Origin of the sequence: Streptomyces sp. NRRL S-87 (genome assembly GCF_000719335.1) — a bacterium.
Taxonomy (GTDB): domain Bacteria; phylum Actinomycetota; class Actinomycetes; order Streptomycetales; family Streptomycetaceae; genus Streptomyces.
This window is the reverse complement of the sequence record NZ_JOGB01000034.1, coordinates 126,674-151,648: the sequence shown is the minus strand read 5'-3', so window position 1 is coordinate 151,648 and position 24,975 is coordinate 126,674. Positions and strand designations below refer to the sequence as shown.

The window sequence follows — 24,975 nt, the reverse complement described above, 5'->3', positions numbered from 1 at the left end:
GCTCTGTGGAAGTAGATGGGGAGGTTCCGGGTGTCTGACGTGGCTGACGTGGCAGTGGAACTGGTACTGCGCTCGACGCGGGTCATCACCCCCGAGGGGACGCGCGCCGCCTCGGTGGCCGTCGCCGCCGGGAAGATCGTGGCCGTCCTGCCGCACGGGGCCGAGGTACCGGCAGGCGCGCGCCTGGAGGACTTCGGCGACGACGTCCTGCTGCCGGGTCTGGTCGACACCCACGTCCACGTGAACGACCCGGGCCGCACGGAGTGGGAGGGCTTCTGGACCGCCACCCGCGCCGCCGCGGCGGGCGGCATCACGACGATCCTCGACATGCCGCTGAACTCGCTGCCGCCCACCACGACGGTGGACAACCTGCGGGTCAAGCAGGAAGTGGCCCGCCGCAAGGCGCACGTGGACGTCGGCTTCTGGGGCGGTGCCCTGCCGGACAACGTCAAGGACCTGCGCCCGCTGCACGACGCCGGCGTGTTCGGCTTCAAGTGCTTCCTGTCGCCGTCGGGCGTGGACGAGTTCCCGCACCTCGACCAGGAGCAGCTGGCCGCCTCCCTCGCCGAGATCACCGGCTTCGGCGGCCTGATGATCGTCCACGCGGAGGACCCGCACCACCTCGACGCCGCGCCCGTCGTCCCCGGCCCGAAGTACGCCGACTTCCTCGCCTCCCGCCCGCGGGACGCCGAGAACACCGCGATCGGGAACCTGATCGCGCAGGCCAAGCGCCTGGGCGCCCGCGTGCACGTCCTGCACCTGTCCTCCAGCGACGCGCTGCCGCTGATCGCCGCCGCCCGCGCCGAGGGCGTGCGGATCACCGTCGAGTCCTGCCCGCACTACCTCACCCTGACGGCCGAGGAGGTGCCGGACGGCGCGAGCGAGTTCAAGTGCTGCCCGCCCATCCGCGAGTCCGCCAACCAGGACCTCCTGTGGGACGCGCTCGCCGACGGCACGATCGACTGCATCGTCTCCGACCACTCGCCCTCCACCGCGGACCTCAAGACCGCCGACTTCTCCACCGCCTGGGGCGGCATCTCCTCCCTCCAGCTGGGCCTGCCGGCCGTCTGGACCGAGGCGCGCCGCCGCGGCCGCACCCTGGAGGACGTCGTCCGCTGGATGTCCGAGGCCCCGGCCCGACTGGCCGGTCTCGCCCAGAAGGGCGCCATCGAGGCCGGCCGCGACGCCGACTTCGCGGTCCTGGCACCTGAAGAAACGTTCACTGTGGACCCGGCCGAGCTCCACCACCGCAACCAGGTCACGGCGTACGCGGGCAAGACCCTGCACGGCGTCGTGAGGTCCACCTGGCTGCGGGGTGTGCAGATCGCCGACCACGGCACCCCGCACGAGCCCACCGGCCTCCTCCTCGAAAGGCAGAACTGACCGTGGCGATCCCTTCCTTCACCGGCAACGCCAGCCCGTACGGGGGCGGTGACCCGTACGCCGACTACCGCACGGCCGAGTTCCCGTTCACCCAGTACGCGAACCTCGCCGACCGCAACCTCGGCGCCGGCGTGATCGCCGCCAACGACGAGTTCTTCGCCCAGCGCGAGAACCTGCTGGTCCCCGAGCCCGGCGAGTTCGACCCCGAGCACTTCGGCCACAAGGGCAAGATCATGGACGGCTGGGAGACCCGCCGCCGCCGGGGCGTCTCCGCCGAGCAGCCCTGGCCCACCGCCGAGGACCACGACTGGGCGCTGGTACGCCTGGGCGCCCCCGGCGTGATCCGCGGCATCGTCGTCGACACCGCCCACTTCCGCGGCAACATGCCGCAGGCCGTCTCCGTCGAGGGCACCAACTGGGAGGGCGACCTCGCCCCCACCCCCGAGGAGCTCCTCGGCGACGACGTCAAGTGGACCGTGCTCGTCCCGCGCACCCCGGTCGGCGGCCACGCCGCCAACGGCTTCGAGGTGACCGCCGAGCAGCGCTTCACGCACCTGCGCGTCAACCAGCACCCGGACGGCGGCATCGCCCGCCTGCGGGTGTACGGCGAGGTCGTGCCGGACCCCAAGTGGCTCGCCACGCTGGGCTCGTTCGACGTCGTGGCGCTGGAGAACGGCGGCTCGGTGCAGGACGCGTCGAACCGCTTCTACTCCCCGCCGACCAACACCATCAACCCGGGCCGCTCCCGCAAGATGGACGACGGCTGGGAGACCGCCCGCCGCCGCGACAACGGCAACGACTGGATCCGCTACCAGCTCGTCGCCGAGTCGGAGATCCGCGCCGTCGAGATCGACACGGCCTACCTCAAGGGCAACTCCGCCGGCTGGGCCTCGCTGTCCGTCAAGACCGGCGAGGAGGGCGAGTGGACCGAGTTCCTGCCCCGCACCCGCCTGCAGCCCGACACCAACCACCGCTTCGTGCTGGACGCCCCGGCGGTCGGCACCCACGTCCGGATCGACATCTTCCCGGACGGCGGCTTCTCCCGCCTGCGCCTGTACGGCTCGCTGACCGAGGCCGGCTCCGCCGCCCTCACGGCCCGCCACCAGGAGCTCGGCGGCTGACACCGCGACCGTGAGACCCGGGCGGAGCGACACCCGCCCGTATGCCTCCCCGGCGTCCCGCCGACGCGGGGGAGGCGCCCTCCCCGAGCGTCCCGCCGACGCGCGGGGAGGCCCCGGCCCGTACCGGCCGACAGCACCGGTACGGAGCCGGGACCCGCCGCGGGGCGCACCGGAACCCGACAGCTCCGGTACGCCCCGCTTCGGCGTGCCCGGGGCAGGTCCGGGCTTCCCTCTCACGGGAGTGCCGCTCCCTGGTGTGTGGGGGAGCCTCTTGAGGCGTCATGGCAGGCTGGTCCGGAGGCCAGGGGTGGGCCTGCCGCTGGGGGCACCTCCCAGCGGTAGCTGGGGGAGGCCTGCAGGCCATGACGGGTCAAGAGGCGAGGGGACCCACACACCACGGAGCGGCCCACGAAGCGAGCCCACCCCGACCCCGCCCGAAGGCCCCGCCCCAGAATCCCCTGTCGCCCCACCCCCGCCCGCGCTAGCGTGATCGCTCCCGCGTGCGAGCCGCCGCCGTCTCCACGACCACCGCACCGATGGAGACCGGCCGTGACGACCGCATCCGCATCCGCCCCCACCCTCGCCGCCAGGCGTCCCGGACACCGGCACGCCTGGCTCGCCGACCTCCCCCTGCTCCTGGTGGCCGTGGTCTGGGGCGCCAGTTACCTCGCCGCCAAGGGCGTCACCACCGCGCACACCGTGGTCGCGGTCCTCGTCCTCCGGTTCGCGACGGCGCTGCCCGTGCTCGTGGCCGTCGGGTACCGCGGGCTGCGCGCGCTGCGGTCCGCGCAGGTGCGGGCAGCGGGCCTGCTGGGGCTCGTCCTGGGCGGGATCTTCCTGCTGGAGACGTACGGCGTCGTGCACACCTCCGCCACCAACGCCGGGTTGATCATCAGCCTGACCATGATCTTCACGCCGCTCGCCGAGGCCGCCGTGCGCCGCCGCCGGCCGTCGGGCGGGTTCCTCGCCGCCGCCGGGCTCTCGGTGGCGGGCGTGGTGCTGCTGACCCAGGGCGCCGGGTTCACCGCGCCTTCGACCGGCGACCTCCTGATCCTCGGCGCCGCGCTCGCCCGGACGGTGCACGTCCTGCTCGCCGGCCGGCTCTCCGCGCTCGAGGACGCCGACGCGCTGTCCCTGACCACCGTCCAACTGGGCGCGGCCACGCTGGTCTTCGTCCTGCTCTGCGCCGCACCGGGGACGGGCGCCACCCCCTGGGCCGCCGCCGCGGACCTCGGGCCCGGGCAGTGGGCGGGGCTGGCGTTCCTCGCCGTGTTCTGCACGCTGTTCGCGTTCTTCGTGCAGATGTGGGCGATCCGGCGCACCTCCCCCTCCCGGGTCAGCCTGCTGCTCGGTACCGAACCGCTGTGGGCCGCGCTCGCCGGTACCGCCCTGGGCGGCGAACACCTGGGCGCGTGGGGCCTGGTGGGGGCGGTGCTCGTCCTCGCGGGAACCGGCTGGGGGCGTCGGACGGCACCCGGCGCCGCGGCCTGAAACAAACCGGTTCGCCGGTCGGGGCGGGGGCCCCCAGCGGCCCGAACGTCCTCATGCCCCGCTATCAAGGCTGTCCGGAATTCGTCCCTGTGTACGAGCGGTGGCCGTACTCTGACTGGTAGTCAAACGGGGGAGACGCCATGCCTGTGCTGGACATCACCGGGTACGCGGAGGACTTCAACGCGTACCCCTACGAGTACTACAAGCAGATGCGCGAGGCCGGCCCGGTGCACCGGGTGAGGGACGCGCACGGCGAGGAGATCTGGCTGGTCGTCGGGTACGAGGAGGCCCGCCAGGCCCTCGCCCACCCGGCGCTCGGCAAGAACTGGCGCGTCCACGAGCGGTACGTCGACATCACCGCCAGCGAGGTCAACCAGAACATGCTGGAGATGGACCCGCCGGACCACACGCGGCTGCGCCGCCTGGTGGCCCGTGAGTTCACCTCCCGCCGCATCGAGGCCCTGCGCCCCCGCGTGCAGCAGGTCACCGACGAGCTGCTCGACGCCATGGCGGCGCAGCCGGAGCGGCGGGCGGACCTCGTCGACGCGTTCGCCTTCCCGCTGCCCATGACCGTCATCTGCGAGCTGCTGGGCGTGCCGGACCTGGACCGCGAGCCGTTCCGGATCATGTCCAACGAGCTGTTGGCCCCGAGCAGCCCGGAGGCCGAGCTCAAGGCCAACCAGGACATGGCCGTCTACATGGCCGGACTGATCGAGCGCAAGCGCGCCGCCGGCGGCGACGACCTGCTCAGCGCCCTGATCCGGACCACGGACGAGGACGGCGACCGGCTCGGGCCGGAGGAGCTGATCGGCATGGCCTTCCTGCTGCTGGTCGCCGGCCACGAGACCACCGTCAACCTGATCGGCAACGGGGTGCGCGCCCTGCTCGCGCACCCCGACCAGCTCGCGGCCCTGCGCGCCGACTTCGACGGCCTCCTCGACGGCGCCGTCGAGGAGATGCTCCGCTACGACGGGCCGGTGGAGAACGCCACCTTCCGCTTCGCCCACGAGGACGTGGAGCTCGGCGGCGTGACCATCGCCAAGGGCGACCCGGTGCTGGTGTCGCTGGCCGGCAGCAGCCACGACCCGGAGCGCTACCCGGAGCCCACCTCCTTCGACATCCGGCGGGCTCCCCAAGGTCACCTGGCCTTCGGCCACGGCATCCACTTCTGCATCGGCGCGCCGCTGGCCCGCATGGAGGCGCGCATCGCCGTGCGTGCCCTGCTGGAGCGCTTCCCGGACCTCGCGCAGGCCTCGGACGGCGCCCCGTACGAGTGGATCACGGCCTCCCTGATCCGCGGCGTGAAGCGGCTCCCGGTGCGCTGGTAGCCGGGCCGTGGTCGACGCAGCCGGGTCACCCCGCCGCAGCCGTCACGCGGGCGGTTGCCCCGCGGGCGGCTGCCCCGGGGGCCCGGCCGGTGCCGGCTCAGGCGGCCGCGGACGGCAGGGCGGCCGGGATCTCCGGCAGCGACACCGGACGCCGCTCGCGCCGGGACAACTCGCAGGCCTCGGCGATCCGCAGGGCCGCCAGCCCCTCGCGCCCGTCGCACGGGTTGGGTGCCTCACCGCGCACCAGTCGCACGAACGCGTCCAGCTCGGCCTCGTACGCGGGGGCGAACCGCTCCAGGAAGCCCGTCCACGGCTTGCGCGCCGGCGGCGGGCCGAGCGGTTCCGTCGACGCGATCGGCGTACGGTCGTCCAGGCCCGCGGAGACCTGGTCCAGCTCCCCGGCGAGCTCCATGCGCACGTCGTACCCCGCGCCGTTGCACCGGGTGCCGGTGGCCGTCACCAGCGTGCCGTCGTCCAGCGTCAGGACGGCCGCCGCCGTGTCGACGTCCCGCGCCGCCCGGAACGCGGGCCCGGCGGCGTCCGACCCGGTGGCGTACACCTCCGTGACCTCACGCCCGGTCACCCATCGCACCATGTCGAAGTCGTGCACCAGGCAGTCCCGGTACAGGCCCCCCGACGTCTCCAGGTAGCCGGCGGGCGGCGGAGCGGGGTCGGCCGTCATGGTCCGCACGGTGTGCAGCCGGCCCAGCGCCCCGGAGCGCACCAGCTCCCGGGCGGTGCGGTAGCCCGCGTCGAACCGGCGCATGAACCCGACCTGGAGCACCGTGCCGGCGGCGTCGACCTCCGCCAGGGTGGCCAGGGTGGCCGCCAGGTCGGGGGCGATCGGCTTCTCGCAGAACACCGGCAGGCCCTGGCGCACCGCCCGGGTGATCAGCTCCGGGTGGGCGGCCGTGGGGGAGGCGATGACGACCGCGTCCACACCCCAGGCGAAGACGGCGTCGACGTCGGGCGCCGCGGTGGCGCCCAGCCGGTCGGCGAGCGCGGCGGCCCGCGCCGGCTCGGCGTCCGCCAGGACCAGGGACCCCGCGTCGCGGTGCCGGCTGAGCACGGCCGCGTGGAAGGACCCGATCCGGCCCGTACCGATCAGCCCGATGCGCATGGAATCAACGTGGCCCGGGCGGGTCCGGCTGTCAATGATTGTCCCGCCGCTCTTCGTGCCGGCCGCTCCGGTCGTCGCTGTGGTGGACCCCGATGACCACTCCGGGTGACCCCGTGGCGGATACTTGGGCGGCTGGGCGCCGGTTTGACCGGTTTCCGGGAGTGTGGACCAGTTGCGGCCGGTGACGGCGGCACCGACGAGGCGAAGGGAAGGGCGCGGCGACGTGGCCAGGATTCGGACAGGGGCCCGGGTGGTGGGCCTGGTGCTCGCGGCGGCGCTGGGCGTCGCGGGATGCAGCGCCACGGGTGGCAAGCGGGCCGAGGAACGGGCGCGCGCGGCCGCCGAGCAGGGCCGGCCGGCGGTCTCCACGCCGCGCTGGACCTTCGCGATGGTCACCCACGCGGGGGACGGCGACACGTTCTGGGACATCGTCCAGAACGGCGCCAAGGAAGCGGCCCGCAAGGACAACATCAACTTCCTCTACTCCCACGACGACCAGGCGCAGCAGCAGGCGCAGTTCGTCCAGAACGCCATCGACCAGAAGGTGGACGGCCTGATCGTCTCGCTGGCCAAGCCCGAGGCGCTCAAGGACGTCGTCGCCAAGGCCGTCAAGGCGGGCATCCCCGTCGTCACCGTGAACTCCGGCTCCGAGCAGTCCGCCGCGTACGGCGCCCTCACCCACATCGGCCAGGACGAGACCGTCGCCGGCGAGGCGGTGGGCACCGAGCTGAACCGCCGCGGCCGCAAGAAGGCCGTGTGCGTCCTGCACGAGCAGGGCAACGTGGGCCACGAGCAGCGCTGCGCCGGGGCGAAGAAGACCTTCGACGGCACGCTGGAGAACCTCTACGTCGAGGGCACCAACATGCCCTCGGTCCAGGCCGCCGTCCAGGCGAAGCTGCAGGCCGACCCGTCGGTGGACGCGGTCGTCACCCTCGGCGCGCCCTTCGCCCCCACGGCGGTCAAGGCCAAGCAGACGGCCGGCAGCAAGGCCGAGGTCGACACCTTCGACCTGAACGCCTCCGTGGCCGCGGGCCTCAAGGACGGCAGCCTCGGCTTCGCCGTCGACCAGCAGCCCTACCTGCAGGGCTACGAGGCCGTCGACCTGCTCTGGCTGTACCGCTACAACGCCGACGTGCTCGGCGGCGGGAAGCCGGTGCTCACCGGCCCGCAGATCGTCACCAAGGACCAGGCCGCCGAGCTGGAGTCCTACATCAAGCGGGGCACGCGATGAGCGCCGCCGCGCCCGCGGCGGACGAGCGCCTGACCCACGTGCCGCTGGTCCGCCGGCTGCTCGCCCGGCCCGAGCTCGGCGCGGTGGTCGGCGCGGCCGCCGTGTTCGTCTTCTTCTCGTTCGCGGCCCCCAGCTTCCTGCAGGCCGCGAGCCTGTCGACGATCCTGTACTCCGCGTCCACCATCGGGATCATGGCGGTGCCCGTGGCGCTGCTGATGATCGGCGGCGAGTTCGACCTGTCGGCCGGCGTCATGGTCACCACGTCCGCGCTGGTCAGCTCGATGTTCAGCTACCAGATGACGGCCAACGTGTGGGTCGGCGTCGGGGTGTCGCTGCTGGTCACGCTGGCCATCGGGTTCTTCAACGGCATCATGCTGACCCGGACCGGACTGCCCAGCTTCATCATCACGCTCGGCACGTTCCTGATGCTGACCGGCCTGAACCTCGGCTTCACCAAGCTGATCAGCGGCACGGTCTCCACCAAGGCCATCGGGGACATGGAGGGGTTCCCCTCCGCCAAGGCGGTCTTCGCCTCGCAGTGGGACATCGGCTCGGTCACGCTCAAGGTCACGATCCTGTGGTGGATCGCCCTGGTGGCCCTGGCCACCTGGATCCTGCTGCGCACCCGGGCCGGCAACTGGATCTTCGCGGTCGGCGGCGCGGCCGACGCGGCCCGGGCCGTGGGCGTGCCGGTGGTCAAGACCCGCATCGGGCTCTACATGGGCGTCGCCCTCTGCGCCTGGATCTCCGGCCAGCACATCCTCTTCTCGTTCGACGTCGTGCAGTCGGGCGAGGGCGTCGGCAACGAGTTCCTGTACATCATCGCGGCCGTCATCGGCGGCTGCCTGATGACCGGCGGCTACGGCTCGGCCATCGGCTCCGCCGTGGGCGCCTTCATCTTCGGCATGACCATCAACGGCATCGTGTACGCCCAGTGGAACCCGGACTGGTTCAAGTTCTTCCTGGGCGCGATGCTGCTGCTGGCCACGCTGCTCAACTTCTGGGTGCGCAAGCGAGCGGAGGCGACCAAGTGACCGCGGCCACCACGGCACCGGCGGGCCGTACGGACCCCGCCGGCGCGCCGCTCGTCGAGCTGGACGGCGTCAGCAAGCACTACGGCAACATCCGCGCCCTCGAAGGCGTCTCCCTCCAGGTCTCGGCCGGGGAGATCACCTGCGTCCTGGGCGACAACGGAGCGGGCAAGTCCACCCTCATCAAGATCATCGCGGGCCTTCACCAGCACGACGCCGGCACCTTCCGCGTCGCCGGCGAGGAGCTGCGGCTGGCCAACCCGCGCGCCGCCCTCGACCTCGGAATCGCCACCGTCTACCAGGACCTGGCCGTGGTCCCGCTGATGCCGGTCTGGCGCAACTTCTTCCTCGGCTCCGAGCCGACGAAGGGCCGCGGCCCGCTGCGCCGCCTCGACGTGGCCCGGATGCGCGCGACCACCCGTACGGAGCTCCTGCGCATGGGCATCGACCTGCGCGACGTCGACCAGCCCATCGGCACCCTCTCCGGCGGCGAGCGGCAGTGCGTGGCCATCGCCCGCGCCGTGTACTTCGGCGCCCGGGTGCTGGTCCTGGACGAGCCGACCGCGGCGCTGGGCGTCAAGCAGTCCGGAGTCGTGCTCAAGTACGTCGCCGCCGCCCGCGACGCCGGCCTGGGAGTGGTCCTCATCACGCACAACCCGCACCACGCCCACCTGGTCGGAGACCGGTTCGTGCTGCTCAAACGCGGCGCCATGGCGGGCTCCCACACCCGTGACTCGATCACGCTCGACGAGCTGACCCGCCAGATGGCGGGCGGATCCGAGCTGGAGGAACTGAGCCACGAACTGTCACGGGTGGCAGAATCGGGCACAGGAGCCACCGCGGCCCCCGAGCCCGCCCCCGACGACCACTGAGGGACACCACCACTCGATGAGCACGTACCGGGACTTCACGCGCTCCCACCGCGGAGGGTCGCGGGGCACCGTCCTGCGGACCGTGGCGACCCGCGAGCGACGCTCCCACCTGACCGCCCCGCGCGTCCCCACCGTCGGCATCGACATCGGCGGCACCAAGGTCATGGCCGGGGTCGTCGACGCCGACGGCAACATCCTGGAGCGGCTGCGCACCGAGACGCCCGACAAGTCCAAGAGCCCCAAGGTCGTCGAGGACACCATCGTCGAACTGGTGCTGGACCTCTCCGACCGGCACGACGTGCACGCGGTGGGCATCGGTGCGGCCGGCTGGGTCGACGCCCACCGCTCGCGGGTCCTCTTCGCCCCCCACCTGGCCTGGCGCGACGAGCCGCTGCGGGACGCCCTGCAGTCGCGGCTCGCGGTCCCCGTGATGGTGGACAACGATGCCAACACGGCCGCCTGGGCGGAGTGGCGCTTCGGCGCCGGCCGCGGCGAGGACCACCTCGTGATGATCACCCTGGGCACCGGCATCGGCGGGGCGATCCTGGAGGACGGCCAGGTCAAGCGGGGCAAGTTCGGCGTGGCCGGCGAGTTCGGCCACATGCAGGTGGTGCCCGGCGGGCACCGCTGCCCGTGCGGCAACCGCGGCTGCTGGGAGCAGTACAGCTCCGGCAACGCGCTGGTCCGCGAGGCCCGCGAGCTGGCCGCCGCCGACTCCCCGGTGGCGTACAACATCATCGAACGGGTCAAGGGCAGCGTCCCGGACATCACCGGGCCGCTCATCACCGAGCTGGCCCGTGAGGGCGACGCGATGTGCGTCGAGCTCCTCCAGGACATCGGCCAGTGGCTCGGCGTGGGCCTGGCCAACCTGGCGGCCGCCCTCGACCCGTCCTGCTTCGTCATCGGCGGCGGCGTCAGCGCCGCCGACGACCTGCTCATCGGGCCCGCCCGGGACGCGTTCCGCCGCCACCTGACCGGCCGCGGGTACCGTCCCGAGGCCCGCATCGCCAAGGCCCAGCTCGGCCCGGAGGCCGGCATGGTCGGCGCAGCCGACCTGGCACGGCTGGTGGCCCGGAGGTTCCGGCGCGCCAACCGCCGCCGCGTCGAGCGCTACGAGCGCTACGCCCAGGCCGGCCGGCTGTGGACCGGGCGCGGCACCGCCGCGCCCGCCCCGGAGGAAGAGAATTGAACCCCGTGACCCCCACCCTGCCCCGCCAGGCGCCGTCCCCGGACGGGGACGGCCGGCCCGCCGAGGACCGGCGCCACGTGATCCGGCGCCGCTGGGTGACCGCGATCATCATCCTGCTGCTGGTCGGCGTCCCCGCCGGCTACCTGGCGATCTCCGCCAGGCAGAGCCGCGACAGCGGCCGCGACAAGGCGTCCAAGGCGGCGGCCACCCAGGTCCGGTCCGGCTGGCCCTCCAAGGTCCAGCGCAGCATCTACGAGGTGCCGATCCCGGACAAGGCCTGGAGCGTGGGCTTCTACGAGACGAACAACTGGCACACCAGCCGTCTGTACGTGCAGTTCAGCGCGACCGCGGCGGACCTCGACGCCTTCTTGAAGACGGTCGGCACCAGTCGGGCGGCCCTCAAGCCCGGCGTCAGCGTCGGCGACCGGGACGCGGGCGTGGCCGGGTGGCGCTTCGGCCCGGACCGGAAGTGGTACGGCACCACCCACGAGCAGCGCGACCCGCTCCCCACGCAGGACATCACCGTCGACCTCACCAAGCCGGAGACCCCGCACGTCTTCGTCGTCTCCACCGCCACGCCCTGAGGCCGGTGCGTCCGCCGGGGAGCCCGGGCCACGAGGGGCGGACCTGGGCCAAGATGGGCCCATGAAGCTCACCAAGATGCGGCACTCCTGCGTCCGGCTGGAGAAGGACGGGCGGACGCTCGTCATCGACCCGGGCGCCTTCAGCGAACCGGACGCCGGCCTGGGCGCCGACGTCCTGCTCGTCACCCACGAGCACCCCGACCACTTCGAGGAGGGCCGGCTGCGCGCCGCACTGGAGGCGAACCCCGCCGCCGAGCTGTGGACCCTGCGCGCCGTGGCCGACCGGATGGCGGGCGCCTTCCCGGGGCGGGTGCACACCGTCGGCGACGGCGACACCTTCAGCGCGGCGGGCTTCGCGGTGCAGGTGCACGGCGAGCTGCACGCGGTGATCCACCCGGACCTGCCGCGGATCACCAACGTCGGGTTCCTCGTGGAGGGTTCGCTCTTCCACCCCGGCGACGCGCTGACCGTACCCGGGCAGCCCGTCGAGACGCTGATGCTGCCGGTGCACGCGCCCTGGAACAAGATCTCCGAGGTGATCGACTACGTGCGCGAGGTGGCCCCGGCCCGGGCCGTCGACATCCACGACGCCTACCTCGCCGACCTGGCCCGGCCGATCTACGACGGCGCGATCTCCTCGCTCGGCGGCGGCGCCGAGCACAGCCGGCTCGCCCCCGGCGACGCCACGGACCTGTGAACCCGGGGCCACGGGCCGTGACGCTCCCGTGGCCGTCCGGGTGACTGTCACAGCCGGGCGGTAGGTTGGCTCCATGCGTATCGCCACCTGGAACGTCAACTCGATCACCGCCCGGCTGCCGCGTCTCCTGGCCTGGCTGGAGAACAGCGGCACCGACGTGCTGTGCATCCAGGAGACCAAGTGCTCCGCCGAGCAGTTCCCGCACGCCGAGCTGCGTGAGCTGGGGTACGAGTCGGCCGTCAACGCCACGGGCCGGTGGAACGGGGTGGCCCTGCTGTCGAAGGTCGGCATGGAGGACGTGGTGGCGGGGCTGACCGGCGGCCCCCTCTACGAGGGTGTCGACGAGCCCCGCGCCATCTCCGCCACCTGCGGCGGGGTGCGGGTCTGGTCGGTGTACGTGCCCAACGGCCGCGAGGTCGCGCACGACCACTACGGGTACAAGCTGGACTGGTTCCGCGCCCTGACCACCGCGGTCGGGCAGGACGCGGCGGGCGACCGCCCCTTCGCGGTCCTCGGGGACTACAACGTGGCGCCCACGGACGCCGACGTGTGGGACATCGCGGCCTTCGACGGCCTCACCCACGTCTCCGCCCCGGAGCGGGCCGCCCTGGAGGCGCTGCGCGCCGCCGGCCTGACGGACGTAGTGCCGCGCCCGCTGAAGTACGACCACCCGTTCACGTACTGGGACTACCGCCAGCTGGCCTTCCCGAAGAACCGGGGCATGCGCATCGACCTGGTGTACGCCAACCCCGCCTTCCAGAAGGCGGTCAAGGACGCGTACGTGGACCGCGAGGAGCGCAAGGGCAAGGGTGCCTCCGACCACGCCCCGGTGGTCGTCGACCTGGAGCTCTGACCGGCCCTCCGGGCGCGCCCCCACGCGGATCCGGGGCGGGCGCGCCTGTGGCGCCCGGCCGGGTGGGGGTGCGACGCTGGACGGATGAACATCCCCTTTCTGGACACCTGGCGAAAGCGGAACGAATCCGGACAAGGGCGGGCGCTGGCCCTCGCCCTGGCCGAGGATCCGGAGGGTGTGGTCGAGCTGTTCTCGGAGTGCGAGCTGCTCCGGGTCCAGGCGGGGGCGGCGGGCCTCGAACTCGATGAGACGCCCGCCTCGTTGGAGGCCCTCGACCAGCTGATGCCGCGCTGGCGCCGGGATCCGGAGGCCGTGCCGTGGCTCGGGAACGACGCCGGGCTGTACCTCGGCACCGTGATCATCCGTACCGTCCCCGGCGCCGGCTGGCACGTGTGGCCCAGTGGCCAGCCGGTGATCCGGCTGGCCTCCGGGCGTGAGCTGAACGTGGTCGAGGCGGGCGTCTCCTGGGCGGTGACCGGCTCTCCGGAGCTCTACCAGGTGTACGCGGAGGCCTCCGAAGGCTGACCGTAGGCTTTATGCCGCCCTTATGCGTGTCGAGGTGAAGTGCCCCTCCCGGGCGGATAGTTTGCGTCCGGCCGAAGCACGCCGAGAGGGGTGGAGGGCAGGAGAAACGGAGTGACCGCCCCGGGCCGGCGGCAGCCGGAGATCACTGCTCGCGCAGCGGGACCGAGACGTACGAGGGATCGGTCGCCGGTGAGCAGAAGGTCAGCTGCGCGCCGGTGGGGTCAGGAGTCGGTGCCGCCCTGGTTGCTGGCCAGGGCGCTCTTGGCCTGCCAGTCGGCCCAGGACAGGTTCCACTCGCCGTAGCCGTTGCCCACGTCCGCCTTGCCCTTCGAGCCCGAGCCGGTCACTTCGAACGGGTCGCCCGGCTGCACGGCGGCGTACAGGTCGGAGGCGTTCGAGGTGCTCATCCCGACGCAGCCCGAGGAGGAGTTCCGGACGCCGAAGTTGCCCTCGTTCCACGGCGCCGCGTGCGCGTACATGCCCGACCAGGTCAGTCGCATCGAGTAGTCGACCATCTTGTCGTAGGCGTCGCCCAGGCCCACCGTCTGGGAGTCCATCCGGATGGTGCCCTCCTTCGCCATCACCACCATCTTGCCCAGCCAGGAGGCCTTCTGGCCGCCGGGCGTGCCGGCCGAGATCGGGATCTTCTTCACCTGCTGCCCGTCGCGGGTCATGACCAGCTGGTGGGCGTCGAGGTCCACCGTGATCCGCTGGTCCTTGCCGATGGTGAAGCCGGTGTTGTAGTCGCGCACGAAGTAGCCGCCGCCGGGGCCCGAGTCGACGCCGTTGAGGTTCATCTGGAGCTTGACCTCGGTGCCGGCCTTCCAGTAGTCCTTCGGCCGCCAGTCCACCCGGTCGTTGCCCGAGTAGTCCTTCATCCAGCCCCAGGAGCCCTCGGTGCCGTTCGAGGTGGTCACCTTCAGCTGCCGCTCGACCGCGGCCTTGTTCTTGACCGGGTTGTCGAAGACCAGCGAGATGGGCTGGCCCACGCCGTAGGTGCCGCCCTTGCCGGGCATGATGGTGATCTTGTTGACCTTGTCGGCGGCGTCCGTCGCGAAGGCGGAGGTGGCCGAGCCGCCCTCGTTGCTCTTCGCCTCGACCTTGTACGAGGTACCCGGCGCCGCGTTGCGCTCCGAGGTCCAGCTGCGGCCGTCGGGGGCTATCCGGCCGGCCAGCTCGCCGCCCTTGGTGTCGGTCACCTTCACCGACGTCAGCTTGCCCGCCGCGACCGTCACCTTCACCGGCTCGCCCGCCTTGGCCTTGCCGCCCGTCGCGTTCACGGAAATGGCCATCGGCGCCTTGTTCTTCATGTCGGCCTTCCCCGCCCCGCTGTCCGCACCGCCGGACCCCGAGCAGGCGGACAGCGCGGCGGCCAGGACCGCGGTGCCCGCGATCGCGGCATGGCGCCCGCGTCCGGCGAGGACCCGGCGGCGCGACAGGGCGGCGGTACGGCGTGAACGGCTCAACGAAACCCCTCCGAAAAACTGTGTATGTCCGCAAAGTAGGAGCGGATACGGCGACGATAGGTTGCGGATTCCGCGAGAAGAGTCGGGATTTCGCGTTGTGACGTCGACCGCAGCAGAACGGTCATGGTCCGGTCACATTCGCCGCGCGATCCGGTCACGCACCCCTGTGAGAGTCCTGTGCATCCCGCTAGGACGTACAGGAAGGCCCTCGCCGTGTGCGCGTTGCTCGTCACCACCAACCCCCCGCACCAGCAGGACCGGGAGCTCCGGATCCGCACCCTGGACGCCGGCTACTACCGCTCGTTCCTCGACGCCCACGGGCGGGCGAGCTTCCTGCAGTACCCGTCATGGGCGGAGGTGAAGGACCAGTGGCGCGCGGAAACGGTCGGATGGCAGACGCCGTCCGGGGAGACCACCGGGGCGGCGCTCGTTCTCTATCGCCAATTCCCCGGGACCCGCAAATACTTCGCCTACCTTCCCGAGGGCCCGGTCGCCGACTGGGCCGATCCCGACGTGGACCGCTGGCTGGAACCCCTCGTCCGCCACCTGCGCGGCCAGGGCGCCTTCGCCGTGCGCATCGGCCCCACCCCCGCCTACCGCCGCTGGGACGCCGCCACGGTCAAGGCCGCCACCGGCCCGGGCCGCCAGGTCTCCGACGTCCTGGCCACCGAGGTCGACCCGATGGGCGCCGCCCTCGCCGACCGGCTGCGCAGCCGCGGGTGGAAGCGCTGCGGCGGCGAGGACGACGGCGACGCCCAGCCCCGCCACGTCTTCCGCGTGCCGCTGGCCGGCCGCTCCCTCGACGACCTGTGGTCCGGCCTGAACCAGGAGTGGCGGCGCAACATACGCAAGGCGCAGAAGAGCGGCGTCGAGACCGTCGTCGGCACCGCTGCCGACCTGCCCGAGTTCTACCGGCTGCTGCGCATCACCGAGGAGCGCGACGGCTTCCGGCTGGGCCGCTCCCTGGCGTACTACGAGCGCCAGTACGCCGCCCTCAACGCCGAGGAGCCCGGTCGCATGCGCCTCTACCTGGCGACGTACCAGGGCGAGGTCCTGGCCGCCCACACCATGATCGTCGCCGGCAGGCGGGTCTGGTACCAGACCGGCGCCTCCGCCGACCACCGCCGCGAGGTCCGCCCCAGCAACGCCCTGCAGTGGCGCATGATGTGCGACGCCCACGGCCTCGGCGCCGACGAGTACGACATGCGCGGGGTACCCTCCACCCTCGACCCCGAAGAACGCTCGTTCGGCCTCATGCGCTGGAAGCTCGGCACCGGGGGACACGTCGTCGAGACCCTCGGAGAGTGGGAGATCCCCATGGCCGGACCCGCCAACCACGCGCTCTACCGCGCCTTCCAGGCGTACCTGGCCCGCCGGTGACCGCGACCTCCGCGGACGCCGCCGCGTCCGGCACCGCCGTCACCGGCCGCGGCCCCGCGCACGCCGCCCCCAAGAAGTCCTCCGTCCTGCGCAGTGGCGCCCTCATGGCCGTCGGATCGGTGGTCTCCCGCGCCACCGGCTTCGTCCGCTCCGCGATCGTGACCGCGGCACTGGGCACCACGCTGCTCGGCGACGGCTACGCGGTGGCCAACACCGTCCCGAACATGGTCTACATCCTGCTCATCGGCGGCGCCCTCAACGCGGTCTTCGTCCCCGAGCTGGTCCGCGCCGCCAAGGAGCACCCCGACGGCGGCGCCGCGTACACCGACCGCCTGCTGACCGTCTGCACCGCGGCCCTGGTCGTGCTCACCGCCGCCGCCGTGCTCGCCGCGCCGGCCCTCGTCGCCGCGTACACCGACTACACCGGCGCGCAGGCCGAGCTGACCGTCGCCCTCGCCCGCTACTGCCTGCCGCAGATCTTCTTCTACGGGCTGTTCACCCTCCTCGGTCAGGTGCTCAACGCCCGTGGCCGGTTCGGCGCGATGATGTGGACCCCGGTCCTCAACAACCTCGTCGTGGTCGCCGTCTTCGGCCTCTACCTCGCCGTCGCCCACGGCGCCGGCGACGGCCTGACCCCGGCCGAGACCCGACTGCTCGGCTGGGGCACCACCGCGGGCATCGTCGTCCAGGCCCTCGCCCTCGTCCCGTCCCTGCGGTCCGCCGGCTTCCGCTGGCGGCCCCGCTTCGACTGGCGCGGCAGCGGTCTGGCCCGGCCGCTGCGCTCCGCCGGCTGGCTCGTGCTGCTCGTCCTCACCAATCAGCTCGCCTACTGGGTCGTGACCCGCCTGGCCACCACCACCGGCTCGACGGCGGTGGCCGAGGGCGTGTCCGGTGGCGCCGGCTACACCGCCTACAGCAACGCCTACCTGCTGTGGATGGTCCCGCAGGGCATCGTCACCGTCTCCCTCGTCACCGCCCTGATGCCGCGGATGAGCGGCGCGGCCGCCGACGGCGACCTGGCCGCCGTACGCCGCGACGTGTCCTACGCGCTGCGCTCCAGCGCCGCCGTCATCGTCCCGGCCGCCTGCCTGCTGGCAGCCCTCGCCCCCTGGGTGATGGGCAGCGTCTTCGAGTACGGCCGCACCGGAGCCGCCGACACCGCGGTCATGGCCGGCATGCTCGCGGCCTTCGCCCCCGGCCTGATCGCCTTCTCCGGGCAGTACGTGCTCTCCCGCGGCTTCTACGCCCTCTCCGACACCCGCACCCCGTTCTTCCTCAACCTCGTCATCGCCACCCTCAACGCCGGCCTGTCCTTCGCCGCGTACCTCCTGCTGCCCGCCCGCTGGGCGGTCACCGGCATGGCCGGCGCGTACGCCCTCGCGCTCTTCGCCGGCTGCGCCGTCACGGCGTACACCCTGAACCGGCGGCTGGGCGGCGGCCCCGTCCTGCGCTCCGGCGCCCTCGGCACCCACGTGCGCCTCCTGGTGGCCGCCGTACCCGCCGCCGTCCTCGGCCACCTCGCCGCCCGGGCCGCCGACGGGTTCGGCCACCTGGCCGCCGCGGCCGCCGGCACGCTCGTGCTGGCCGCCGCCCTCGCCCTGCTCGCCCGCCCGCTGCGGGTGACCGAGATCACCGACCTGACCGACTCCGTCCGCGCGCGCCTCCGCCGCTAGGTCGTCCCTTTCGGATCCTGCCGGTCAAGCCCGGGCAGGCAAGACCCGGACGAGACGGCCTGGGGGGACGAACCGCGCATGAACCGACTGGGATACTGACGCAATGCCACGCGTACTGCTGATCGAGGACGACCCGTCCGTCCGCGAGGGCGTGGGCCTCGGCCTGCGCCGCCGCGGCCACGAGGTGCGGGCCGCCGAGACGGGCGAGGGGGGACTGGCCGCGCTCGCCGAGTTCCGCCCGGACCTGGTGCTGCTCGACCTGATGCTGCCCGGCATGAACGGCGTCCAGGTGTGCCGCCGCATCCGCGAGACCAGCCAACTGCCCATCATCATGCTCACCGCGCGCGGCGACGACTTCGACATCGTCGTCGGCCTCGAGGCCGGCGCCGACGACTACATCGTCAAACCCGCCCGCACCGAGGTCATCGAGGCCCGCATCAAGGCGGTGCTGCGCCGCCTGACCGACCCCGGTACCCGCCCCGACATCGACTTCCACGACGAACTCGCCATCGACCGGGCCGGCCTCACCGTCGCCAAGAACGGCGAGCGGCTGCCGCTGGCCCCCAGCGAGCTCAAGCTCCTGCTGCACCTGTCGGCCTCCCCCGAGCAGGTCTTCAGCCGCCAGCAGCTGCTCGAATACGTGTGGGACCACAGCTACCACGCCGACGCCCGCCTGGTGGACGCCTGCGTCCGCCGCCTGCGCCACAAGATCGAGGACTCCTCCCGCACCCCGCGCTACATACAGACCGTGCGGGGCTTCGGCTACCGCTTCGGCCCCCTGTGAGCCCGCGGTGAGACAGCTGACCGGCAGGCTCGGTCTGCGTACCCGGCTCATCGCCGCCTTCCTGCTGGTGGCGGCGATCAGCGCCGCCGCCACCGCCGCCCTCACCTACCGCGAGGCCCGCACGGCCGTCCTCAAGCAGGTCCAGGACACCGCCGTGGCCACCCTGCGCGACCAGGTCGAGAACCTCGGCATGGGCAGCGTGCCGCCCGACCCCGAGATCCTCCAGTCCCAGGTGATGGACATCGCCCGGCGCGGCAAGCCGCACACCTGGATCGTCTTCGCCGAGTACGGCACCCTCAGCATCTCCTCCAACGGCACCCGCGTCCCCTCCACCGCGGTCACCGACACCCTGCGCGACCAGGTCCGCGGCAACCCGCACGGAGCCTTCCAGCGGGTGACGCAGAACGGCCGGCCGATGCTCGTCGTCGCCATGCCGTCCGTCTTCACCCACGGCGAGATCAGAGAGGCCAGCGGCCTGGTCTTCTACGGCGTCATGTCGCTCGCCGCCGAGGAGAGCACCGTCGACGCCATGGTCGGAGCGGCCCGGGACGGTGCGCTGCCCGCCCTCGCCGTCGCCGTCGTGCCCGCCCTGCTGGCCGCCCGCGGCGTCCTGCGCCCGGTCCGGGACCTGCGCCGGGCCGCCCGCCGACTGGGCCGCGGCGAACTCGACACCCGCATCGAGGTCCACGGCACCGACGAACTCGCCGACCTCGCCCACACCTTCAACGAGTCCGCCGTCGAACTGGAGCGCTCCGTCGAGGAGCTCCAGCGCGCCGAGGCCCGCGCCCGCCGCTTCGCCGCCGACGTCTCGCACGAGCTGCGCACCCCGCTGGCCGGCATGCTCGCCGTGACCGAGGTCCTCGACGAGGACGCCGAGCACCTCGACCCCGACACCGCCGCCGCCGTCCGGCTGGTCAGCACGGAAACCGGAAAGCTGGCCGTGCTCGTCGAAGACCTCATGGAGATCTCCCGTTTCGACGCCCGCGCCGCCGAGCTCAACCTGGACGAGGTCGACGTGGCCGAGGCCGTCCGGGCCACGCTGCAGCGCCGCCACTGGACCGACCCCGCCCGGGTGTCCACGTACCTCGAACCCGGGGTACGGGCCCGGCTCGACCCGCGCCGTTTCGACGTCGTCCTCGCCAACCTGGTCGGCAACGCCCTGCGGCACGGCGGTGCCCCGGTCCGGGTCAGCGCCCGCGCCGAGCACCGGGGCGACGGAGCCTGGCTGGTCACCGAGGTCGCGGACAGCGGGCCCGGCATCGCCGCCGAGGTACTGCCGCACATCTTCGACCGGTTCTTCAAGGCCGACGCCGCCCGTACGCGCTCGGCCGGCAGCGGCCTGGGACTCGCCATCACCCTCGAGAACGTACGGCTGCACGGCGGCACCGTCCGCGCCGCGAACGGACCGGCGGGCGGCGCCGTCTTCACCGTGGAGATGCCGTTGGAGGCGGGCGGCGACGGCCCCCCGGAGGCCGCCGACGAACTGCTGCTGGGGGCGGGCGAGTGAGGGTCCGCACGGTCGTCCGGTACGCCGGCGCGGCGGGCGCCTCGACGCTCGCCGCCGCCCTGCTCGTCGGCTGCGGCATCCAGGGGACGGACGTGGTCGAGGCGGGCGCCCCCGCGAAGCTCTCCCTGTCGGGCCCCGCGAACGAGCGCCCCGTGCTCTACTTCGTCTCCCGCAAGGGGGAACTCACCCCGGTGATCCGCAGCACCGTCGTGGAGTCGGTGTACAAACCGTCCCCCGGCGCCCTCGTCAAGATGCTGCTCGCCGGGCCCAACACGTGGGAGCGCGGCGCCGGCATGACCACCGCACTGCCCGACTGGCAGGACCCCGCCAAGGGGGAGGCGGGCGACCTGGTCGTCTACGCCGTCGACAGGACGGGGGACGACGCCGTCCGGGTCGTGACCGGCACGAAGGTCGGGGACCTGCCCGCGCTGGCGCGCCAGCAGCTGATCTGCACCGTGGCGGCGGCGACCAGCCCCGCCATGACGTCCGAGGTGGTCCTCACCGGGACCGACGGCACGATGGAGCGGGACACCTGCCACGTCGACCACCGCTGACCGCGCCCTCCCGCGCGGGGTCCCGGGCCTTGCGCCCCCTTGCCCCCGCACCGGGTTGCCGCCACGGTGGTCCTGTCCCTGCCGCCCCAGGATCGGAGCCCGCGTGCCCGCGCAGCCCAGCACCGGAGGACCCGGCGTCCCCGCCGACGCCCGCGAGGTCCCCGAGGTCCCCGACGTGTTCGACCCGCGCGTCCACGCCGCCGGCCCGCCCCACGAGGCGTACCGGATCCTGCGCGACCACCACCCCGTCGCCCGGCAGGCCGAGCCCGAGGTGCTCGGCTGGCCCGCCGGTCCCGGCTTCTGGGCGGTCACCCGGCACGCCGACGTGGTCCGCGTCCTCAAGGACGCCCGCACCTACTCCTCGTACCTCGGCGCCACCCAGATCCGCGACCCGGACCCCGCCGACCTCCCCTTCATCCGGCGCACCATGCTCAACCAGGACCCGCCCGAGCACGGCCGGCTGCGGCGCCTGATCGCCCGGGCCTTCACCCCCACCCGCGTCGACGCCTTCGCCGGCCGCGTCCGCGAGCGGGCCGCGGTCCTGCTGCGGCGCGCCCGCGCGGACGCCACCGACGGCGTGGCGGACCTGGTCACCGCCGTCACCGACGAGTACGCGCTGCTCAACCTCGCCGACCTGATGGGCGTACCGGCGGCCGACCGCGGGCTGCTGCTCGACTGGACCGTACGCGTCATCGGCTACCAGGACCCCGACGACGCCCCCGAGCCGCTGCGCGGCCCCGACGGCCGGCCGCTCGACCCGCGCTCGCCCGCCCTGCTGGGCGAGATGTTCGGCTACGCGCGCGAACTGGCCGCGCACAAGCTGAAGCACCCCGGCGACGACCTGATGACCGCCCTCGCCGAGGCCGGGCTCGACCCGGCCGAACTGGAGATGTTCTTCTTCCTGCTCACCGTGGCCGGCAACGACACCGTCCGCAGCGCGGCCCCCGGTGGCCTGCTGGAGCTCGCCCGGCACCCCGGCGAGTACGCCCGGCTGCGCGACGGCGCCGTGGACCCCGCGACCGCCGTGGACGAACTGCTGCGCGTCCACCCGCCGGTGCTCAGCTTCCGCCGCACCGCCGCGGTCGACACCGAGCTCGCCGGGCAGCGGATCGGCGCCGGCGACAAGGTCGTCGTCTTCCACGCCGCCGCCAACCACGACGAACGGGCCTTCCGGGACCCGCACCGGCTCGACCTCGGCCGCCGCCCCAACCCGCACGTCTCCTTCGGCGACGGCCCGCACGTCTGCCTCGGCGCCCACTTCGCCCGCCTCCAGCTGCGGATCCTCCACGAGGAGTGGCGCGCCGCCGGACTGCCCGCACCCGAACTGGCGGGCGAGCCGCGCCGCTTGGTGTCCAACTTCATCAACGGGATCAAATCGCTGCCGGTTCGGGTCTCCGGGCCGCCTCGGTGACGTCCGCCACCAGCTCCGTCACGTCCGGACCGTACGCGGCGGAGTTGACGACCTTGAGCACCAGGCAGAAGGGGCGGTCGCCGTACTTGCGCGCCAGCGTCTCGTGGTGGCGCGCCAGGTAGCGCGCCCCCGCCTGGTTGCTGACCGCCGTCTGACCGCTGATCAGGAACACCGGCCGACCCCTGTCCGGAGTCGCCAGACGGGCCAGCAGGACGTGTTCGACGGCGTCCTTCTCCCACCGGTAGAGCTCCCCGCCGACCGCGATCGCACCCCGGTCGGGCCCCGCCTCCGCCGACTGGTCCACCCGCACCCCCGGCAGCATCGACGCCAGGTGCGCCGCGGTCCGGGTGTTGGAGGCCGGCCCGCCGACGCAGAACTCGGTCCGGTCGCCGAACCCCTGACGGGCGGTGTCGTGCACGACGATCTGGACCGTCGCCCCGCAGTCCTTGATCAGAGCCGAGATCTCCAGCAGCGCGAACGCGTCGTAGCGGTGCACCGAGCTCTCGGAACCGCCCATCTGCCGGTTGACCACGAAGAGGCAGTCGGAGCCGGTCGGCAGGCCGAAGAAGGCCTGTTTGCGACGCAGCCTGCGCCGCCACAGATACGTACGGGCGAACCAGCCGAACCCGCCGCTGACGCCGGTGGCTATCACCCCCAGCACCACGTTCCGCACATCCTCGTCCATGGCCGTGATGTTAAGGGCATGTGGAGACACGGGACCCTGGCGGGATCTCGCCCTGACGACGGGGTTGGCCTGAAGCTACCCTTCGCGCACACCAGTTGAGCGGAGGTACGGAATGCGCCGTTCCCACACGCGGACGTTGGCCTTCATCGCCGTGGCCGCGGCCCTCACCGGAGCCTGCGCCGCGGCTCCCGCGGGCGCGCACGGATCCACGGTGCCGCAGACCCGGCCCCACCCCGGCCGCACCGAGGCCAAGGTGCCGGTGGCCGTCGGCTACGGGGGCGCCGTCGCCAGCGTCGACGCCGACGCCTCGGCGGCCGGCATCGCGGTCCTGCAGGCCGGCGGCAACGCGGTGGACGCCGCCGTCGCCACCGCGGCCGCCCTCGGCGTCACCGAGCCGTACTCCGCCGGCATCGGCGGCGGCGGGTACTTCGTCTACTACGACGCCCGACAGCGCCGCGTGTACACCGTCGACGGCCGCGAGACCGCCCCCGACAGCGCCGACGAGCACCTCTTCCAGGAGAACGGCGTGCCCGTCCCGTTCGCCGAGGCCGTCACCAGCGGTCTGGGCGTCGGCGTCCCCGGCACCGCCGCCACCTGGGACACCGCCCTCGACGCCTGGGGCAGCCGGTCGCTGCGCAAACTACTGGAACCGGCCGAACGCCTCGCCCGGGACGGCTTCACCGTGGACGCCACCTTCCGCGCCCAGACCGAGGCCAACCAGGACCGGTTCCGGGACTTCCCCGACACCGCCCGCCTCTTCCTGCCCGGCGGGAACCTCCCGGCCGTGGGCAGCACGTTCAAGAACCCCGACCTGGCCGACACCTACGACGAGATCGGCCGCAAGGGCGTCGGCGCGCTCTACCGCGGCCGCATCGCCCAGGACATCGTCCGCACCGTCCGCAGACCCCCCGTCGACCCGGACGCCACCCGCAAGGTCCGCGCCGGCGACCTCACCCCGGACGACCTGGACGGGTACGACACCCTCGTCCAGTCCCCCACCCGGGTGAACTACGAGGGCCTGGACGTCTACGGCATGGCCCCCTCCTCCTCCGGCGGCACCACCGTCGGCGAGGCCCTCAACATCCTCGAACGCACCGACATCGGCGCCCTCGACGACGCCGAGTACCTGCACCGGTTCATCGAGGCCTCCCGCATCGCCTTCGCCGACCGCGGCCGCTGGGTGGGCGACCCCGCCTTCGAGGACGTCCCGACCCGCGGCCTGCTCTCCCAGCGGTTCGCCGACTCCCGCGCCTGCCTCATCAAGGACGACGCCGTCCTGACCAGCCCGCTCGCCCCCGGCGACCCCGACGACCCGGCCGACTGCGCCACCCGCGGCGCCGCGGCCCCGACCACGTACGAGGGCGAGAACACCACGCACCTCACGGTCGCCGACCGCTGGGGCAACGTCGTCGCGTACACCCTCACCATCGAGCAGACCGGCGGCAGCGGCATCACCGTGCCGGGCCGCGGCTTCCTGCTCAACAACGAGCTGACCGACTTCTCCTTCGCCCCCGCGAGCCCCGCCGTGCACGACCCGAACCTGCCCGGCCCCGGCAAGCGGCCGCGCTCCTCCATGTCCCCGACCATCGTCCTGCGCGACGGCCGCCCGGTGCTCGCCGTCGGCTCCCCGGGCGGCGCGACCATCATCACCACCGTGCTCCAGACCCTCCTCGGGCGCCTCGACCGGGGCCTGCCCCTGGTCGAGGCCATCGCCGCGCCCCGGGCCAGCCAGCGCAACCAGACCACCACCGAGCTCGAACCCGAGCTGTGGAACGGGCCCCTGCGGACCCGGCTCCAGGCCCTCGGCCACCGCTTCCGGCTCAACCCCGAGATCGGTGCCGCCACCGGTGTCGAGCGGCTGCCCGACGGGCGCTGGCTGGCGGCCGCCGAGAAGACCCGCCGCGGCGGGGGCTCCGCGATGGTCGTACGACCGTCCGGCAGCCGGTGAGGCGGTGAGGCGGTGAGGCCGTGTTTCGGTGACCCGGTGACCCGGTGAGCCCGTGAACGCCGTAGGGCTGGGGGGCCGCCCGGCGTAGTGCCGGGCGGCCCCGCCCGCCGTTCGGCGCAACGCGCGGTGCGGCGCGGCGGGC

Annotated in this window: 22 protein-coding genes; 19 read left to right on the top strand and 3 right to left on the bottom strand. The window is 73.2% G+C overall.

Translation table 11 applies throughout. The annotated features are described in order from the left end of the window. Positions 1-39: 39 nt before the first annotated feature. The 4 genes from allB (at position 40) to IF43_RS0122350 (ending at position 5,323) form a co-directional block, all read left to right on the top strand. Positions 40-1,383, top strand: coding sequence for an allantoinase AllB (gene allB / locus IF43_RS0122365; RefSeq protein ID WP_030203509.1), 1,344 nt, complete (start codon positions 40-42; stop codon positions 1,381-1,383). 2 nt (positions 1,384-1,385) lie between these two features. Continuing rightward, positions 1,386-2,504, top strand: a complete 1,119-nt coding sequence (gene alc, locus IF43_RS0122360) for an allantoicase (protein ID WP_030203507.1) — start codon at positions 1,386-1,388, stop codon at positions 2,502-2,504. Positions 2,505-3,053: 549 nt separating this feature from the next. Continuing rightward, positions 3,054-3,995 carry a DMT family transporter gene (locus IF43_RS0122355; protein ID WP_030203505.1) on the top strand — a complete coding sequence of 314 codons (942 nt, stop codon included), beginning with the start codon at positions 3,054-3,056 and terminating at the stop codon, positions 3,993-3,995. A gap of 140 nt (positions 3,996-4,135) precedes the next feature. Then, the gene (locus IF43_RS0122350) at positions 4,136-5,323 is read left to right on the top strand and encodes a cytochrome P450 (protein WP_030203503.1); all 1,188 of its coding nucleotides are present in this window, start codon (positions 4,136-4,138) and stop codon (positions 5,321-5,323) included. A 97-nt stretch (positions 5,324-5,420) separates the two neighbouring features. Here the strand turns inward: IF43_RS0122350 and IF43_RS0122345 are convergent, their stop codons facing one another. Then, positions 5,421-6,443 carry a Gfo/Idh/MocA family oxidoreductase gene (locus IF43_RS0122345; RefSeq protein ID WP_030203501.1) on the bottom strand — a complete coding sequence of 341 codons (1,023 nt, stop codon included), beginning with the start codon at positions 6,441-6,443 and terminating at the stop codon, positions 5,421-5,423. 223 nt (positions 6,444-6,666) lie between these two features. Between IF43_RS0122345 and IF43_RS0122340 the strand changes: the two genes are divergently transcribed. From IF43_RS0122340 to IF43_RS0122305, 8 genes are all read left to right on the top strand, one after another. Further along, positions 6,667-7,674 carry a sugar ABC transporter substrate-binding protein gene (locus IF43_RS0122340; RefSeq protein ID WP_051795831.1) on the top strand — a complete coding sequence of 336 codons (1,008 nt, stop codon included), beginning with the start codon at positions 6,667-6,669 and terminating at the stop codon, positions 7,672-7,674. After that, positions 7,671-8,708: an ABC transporter permease gene (locus tag IF43_RS0122335; RefSeq protein ID WP_030203496.1), complete on the top strand. Its 1,038-nt coding sequence runs from the start codon at positions 7,671-7,673 to the stop codon at positions 8,706-8,708. Before IF43_RS0122340 ends, IF43_RS0122335 begins: the two co-directional genes overlap by 4 nt. Beyond that, positions 8,705-9,577 carry an ATP-binding cassette domain-containing protein gene (locus tag IF43_RS0122330; protein WP_037889504.1) on the top strand — a complete coding sequence of 291 codons (873 nt, stop codon included), beginning with the start codon at positions 8,705-8,707 and terminating at the stop codon, positions 9,575-9,577. The genes IF43_RS0122335 and IF43_RS0122330 overlap by 4 nt, the downstream gene beginning before the upstream one ends. A 16-nt stretch (positions 9,578-9,593) precedes the next feature. Further along, positions 9,594-10,766 carry an ROK family glucokinase gene (locus IF43_RS0122325; RefSeq protein WP_030203492.1) on the top strand — a complete coding sequence of 391 codons (1,173 nt, stop codon included), beginning with the start codon at positions 9,594-9,596 and terminating at the stop codon, positions 10,764-10,766. A gap of 5 nt (positions 10,767-10,771) precedes the next feature. After that, positions 10,772-11,350, top strand: coding sequence for a hypothetical protein (locus IF43_RS0122320; protein ID WP_030203490.1), 579 nt, complete (start codon positions 10,772-10,774; stop codon positions 11,348-11,350). Positions 11,351-11,411: 61 nt separating this feature from the next. Further along, complete coding sequence (locus IF43_RS0122315; protein WP_030203488.1) at positions 11,412-12,047, top strand: MBL fold metallo-hydrolase; 636 nt, start codon at positions 11,412-11,414, stop codon at positions 12,045-12,047. A gap of 73 nt (positions 12,048-12,120) precedes the next feature. Further along, positions 12,121-12,900: an exodeoxyribonuclease III gene (locus IF43_RS0122310; RefSeq protein WP_030203486.1), complete on the top strand. Its 780-nt coding sequence runs from the start codon at positions 12,121-12,123 to the stop codon at positions 12,898-12,900. An 84-nt stretch (positions 12,901-12,984) separates the two neighbouring features. Then, a complete protein-coding gene (locus IF43_RS0122305) occupies positions 12,985-13,425 on the top strand; it encodes a DUF6278 family protein (protein WP_030203483.1) in 441 nt (146 codons plus the stop codon). Positions 13,426-13,646: 221 nt separating this feature from the next. On the opposite strand, the gene IF43_RS0122300 is transcribed toward IF43_RS0122305, so the two are convergent. Continuing rightward, positions 13,647-14,864 (bottom strand): Ig-like domain-containing protein, encoded by a 1,218-nt coding sequence (locus IF43_RS0122300; protein ID WP_030203482.1) that lies wholly within the window; start codon positions 14,862-14,864, stop codon positions 13,647-13,649. A gap of 240 nt (positions 14,865-15,104) precedes the next feature. Between IF43_RS0122300 and IF43_RS42180 the strand changes: the two genes are divergently transcribed. The 6 genes from IF43_RS42180 (at position 15,105) to IF43_RS0122270 (ending at position 22,200) form a co-directional block, all read left to right on the top strand. Continuing rightward, positions 15,105-16,271, top strand: a complete 1,167-nt coding sequence (locus IF43_RS42180; protein ID WP_030203476.1) for a peptidoglycan bridge formation glycyltransferase FemA/FemB family protein — start codon at positions 15,105-15,107, stop codon at positions 16,269-16,271. After that, entirely contained in the window at positions 16,268-17,944 is a 1,677-nt protein-coding gene (murJ, locus tag IF43_RS42175) for a murein biosynthesis integral membrane protein MurJ (protein WP_030203474.1), read from the top strand. The genes IF43_RS42180 and murJ overlap by 4 nt, the downstream gene beginning before the upstream one ends. Before the next feature lie 103 nt (positions 17,945-18,047). After that, complete coding sequence (locus tag IF43_RS0122285) at positions 18,048-18,728, top strand: response regulator transcription factor (RefSeq protein WP_030203471.1); 681 nt, start codon at positions 18,048-18,050, stop codon at positions 18,726-18,728. 7 nt (positions 18,729-18,735) lie between these two features. After that, positions 18,736-20,235 carry a HAMP domain-containing sensor histidine kinase gene (locus IF43_RS0122280; RefSeq protein ID WP_051795829.1) on the top strand — a complete coding sequence of 500 codons (1,500 nt, stop codon included), beginning with the start codon at positions 18,736-18,738 and terminating at the stop codon, positions 20,233-20,235. Continuing rightward, positions 20,232-20,789 carry a hypothetical protein gene (locus tag IF43_RS0122275; RefSeq protein WP_051795826.1) on the top strand — a complete coding sequence of 186 codons (558 nt, stop codon included), beginning with the start codon at positions 20,232-20,234 and terminating at the stop codon, positions 20,787-20,789. Before IF43_RS0122280 ends, IF43_RS0122275 begins: the two co-directional genes overlap by 4 nt. Before the next feature lie 103 nt (positions 20,790-20,892). Then, on the top strand, positions 20,893-22,200 hold the full coding sequence (locus IF43_RS0122270; protein ID WP_078910359.1) for a cytochrome P450: 1,308 nt from the start codon (positions 20,893-20,895) through the stop codon (positions 22,198-22,200). Here the strand turns inward: IF43_RS0122270 and IF43_RS0122265 are convergent. After that, the gene (locus IF43_RS0122265) at positions 22,160-22,885 is read right to left on the bottom strand and encodes a hypothetical protein (RefSeq protein WP_030203461.1); all 726 of its coding nucleotides are present in this window, start codon (positions 22,883-22,885) and stop codon (positions 22,160-22,162) included. The genes IF43_RS0122270 and IF43_RS0122265 overlap by 41 nt on opposite strands. A 112-nt stretch (positions 22,886-22,997) precedes the next feature. Between IF43_RS0122265 and ggt the strand changes: the two genes are divergently transcribed. Then, entirely contained in the window at positions 22,998-24,833 is a 1,836-nt protein-coding gene (ggt, locus tag IF43_RS0122260; protein WP_030203459.1) for a gamma-glutamyltransferase, read from the top strand. The last annotated feature ends 142 nt before the right edge of the window (positions 24,834-24,975 follow it).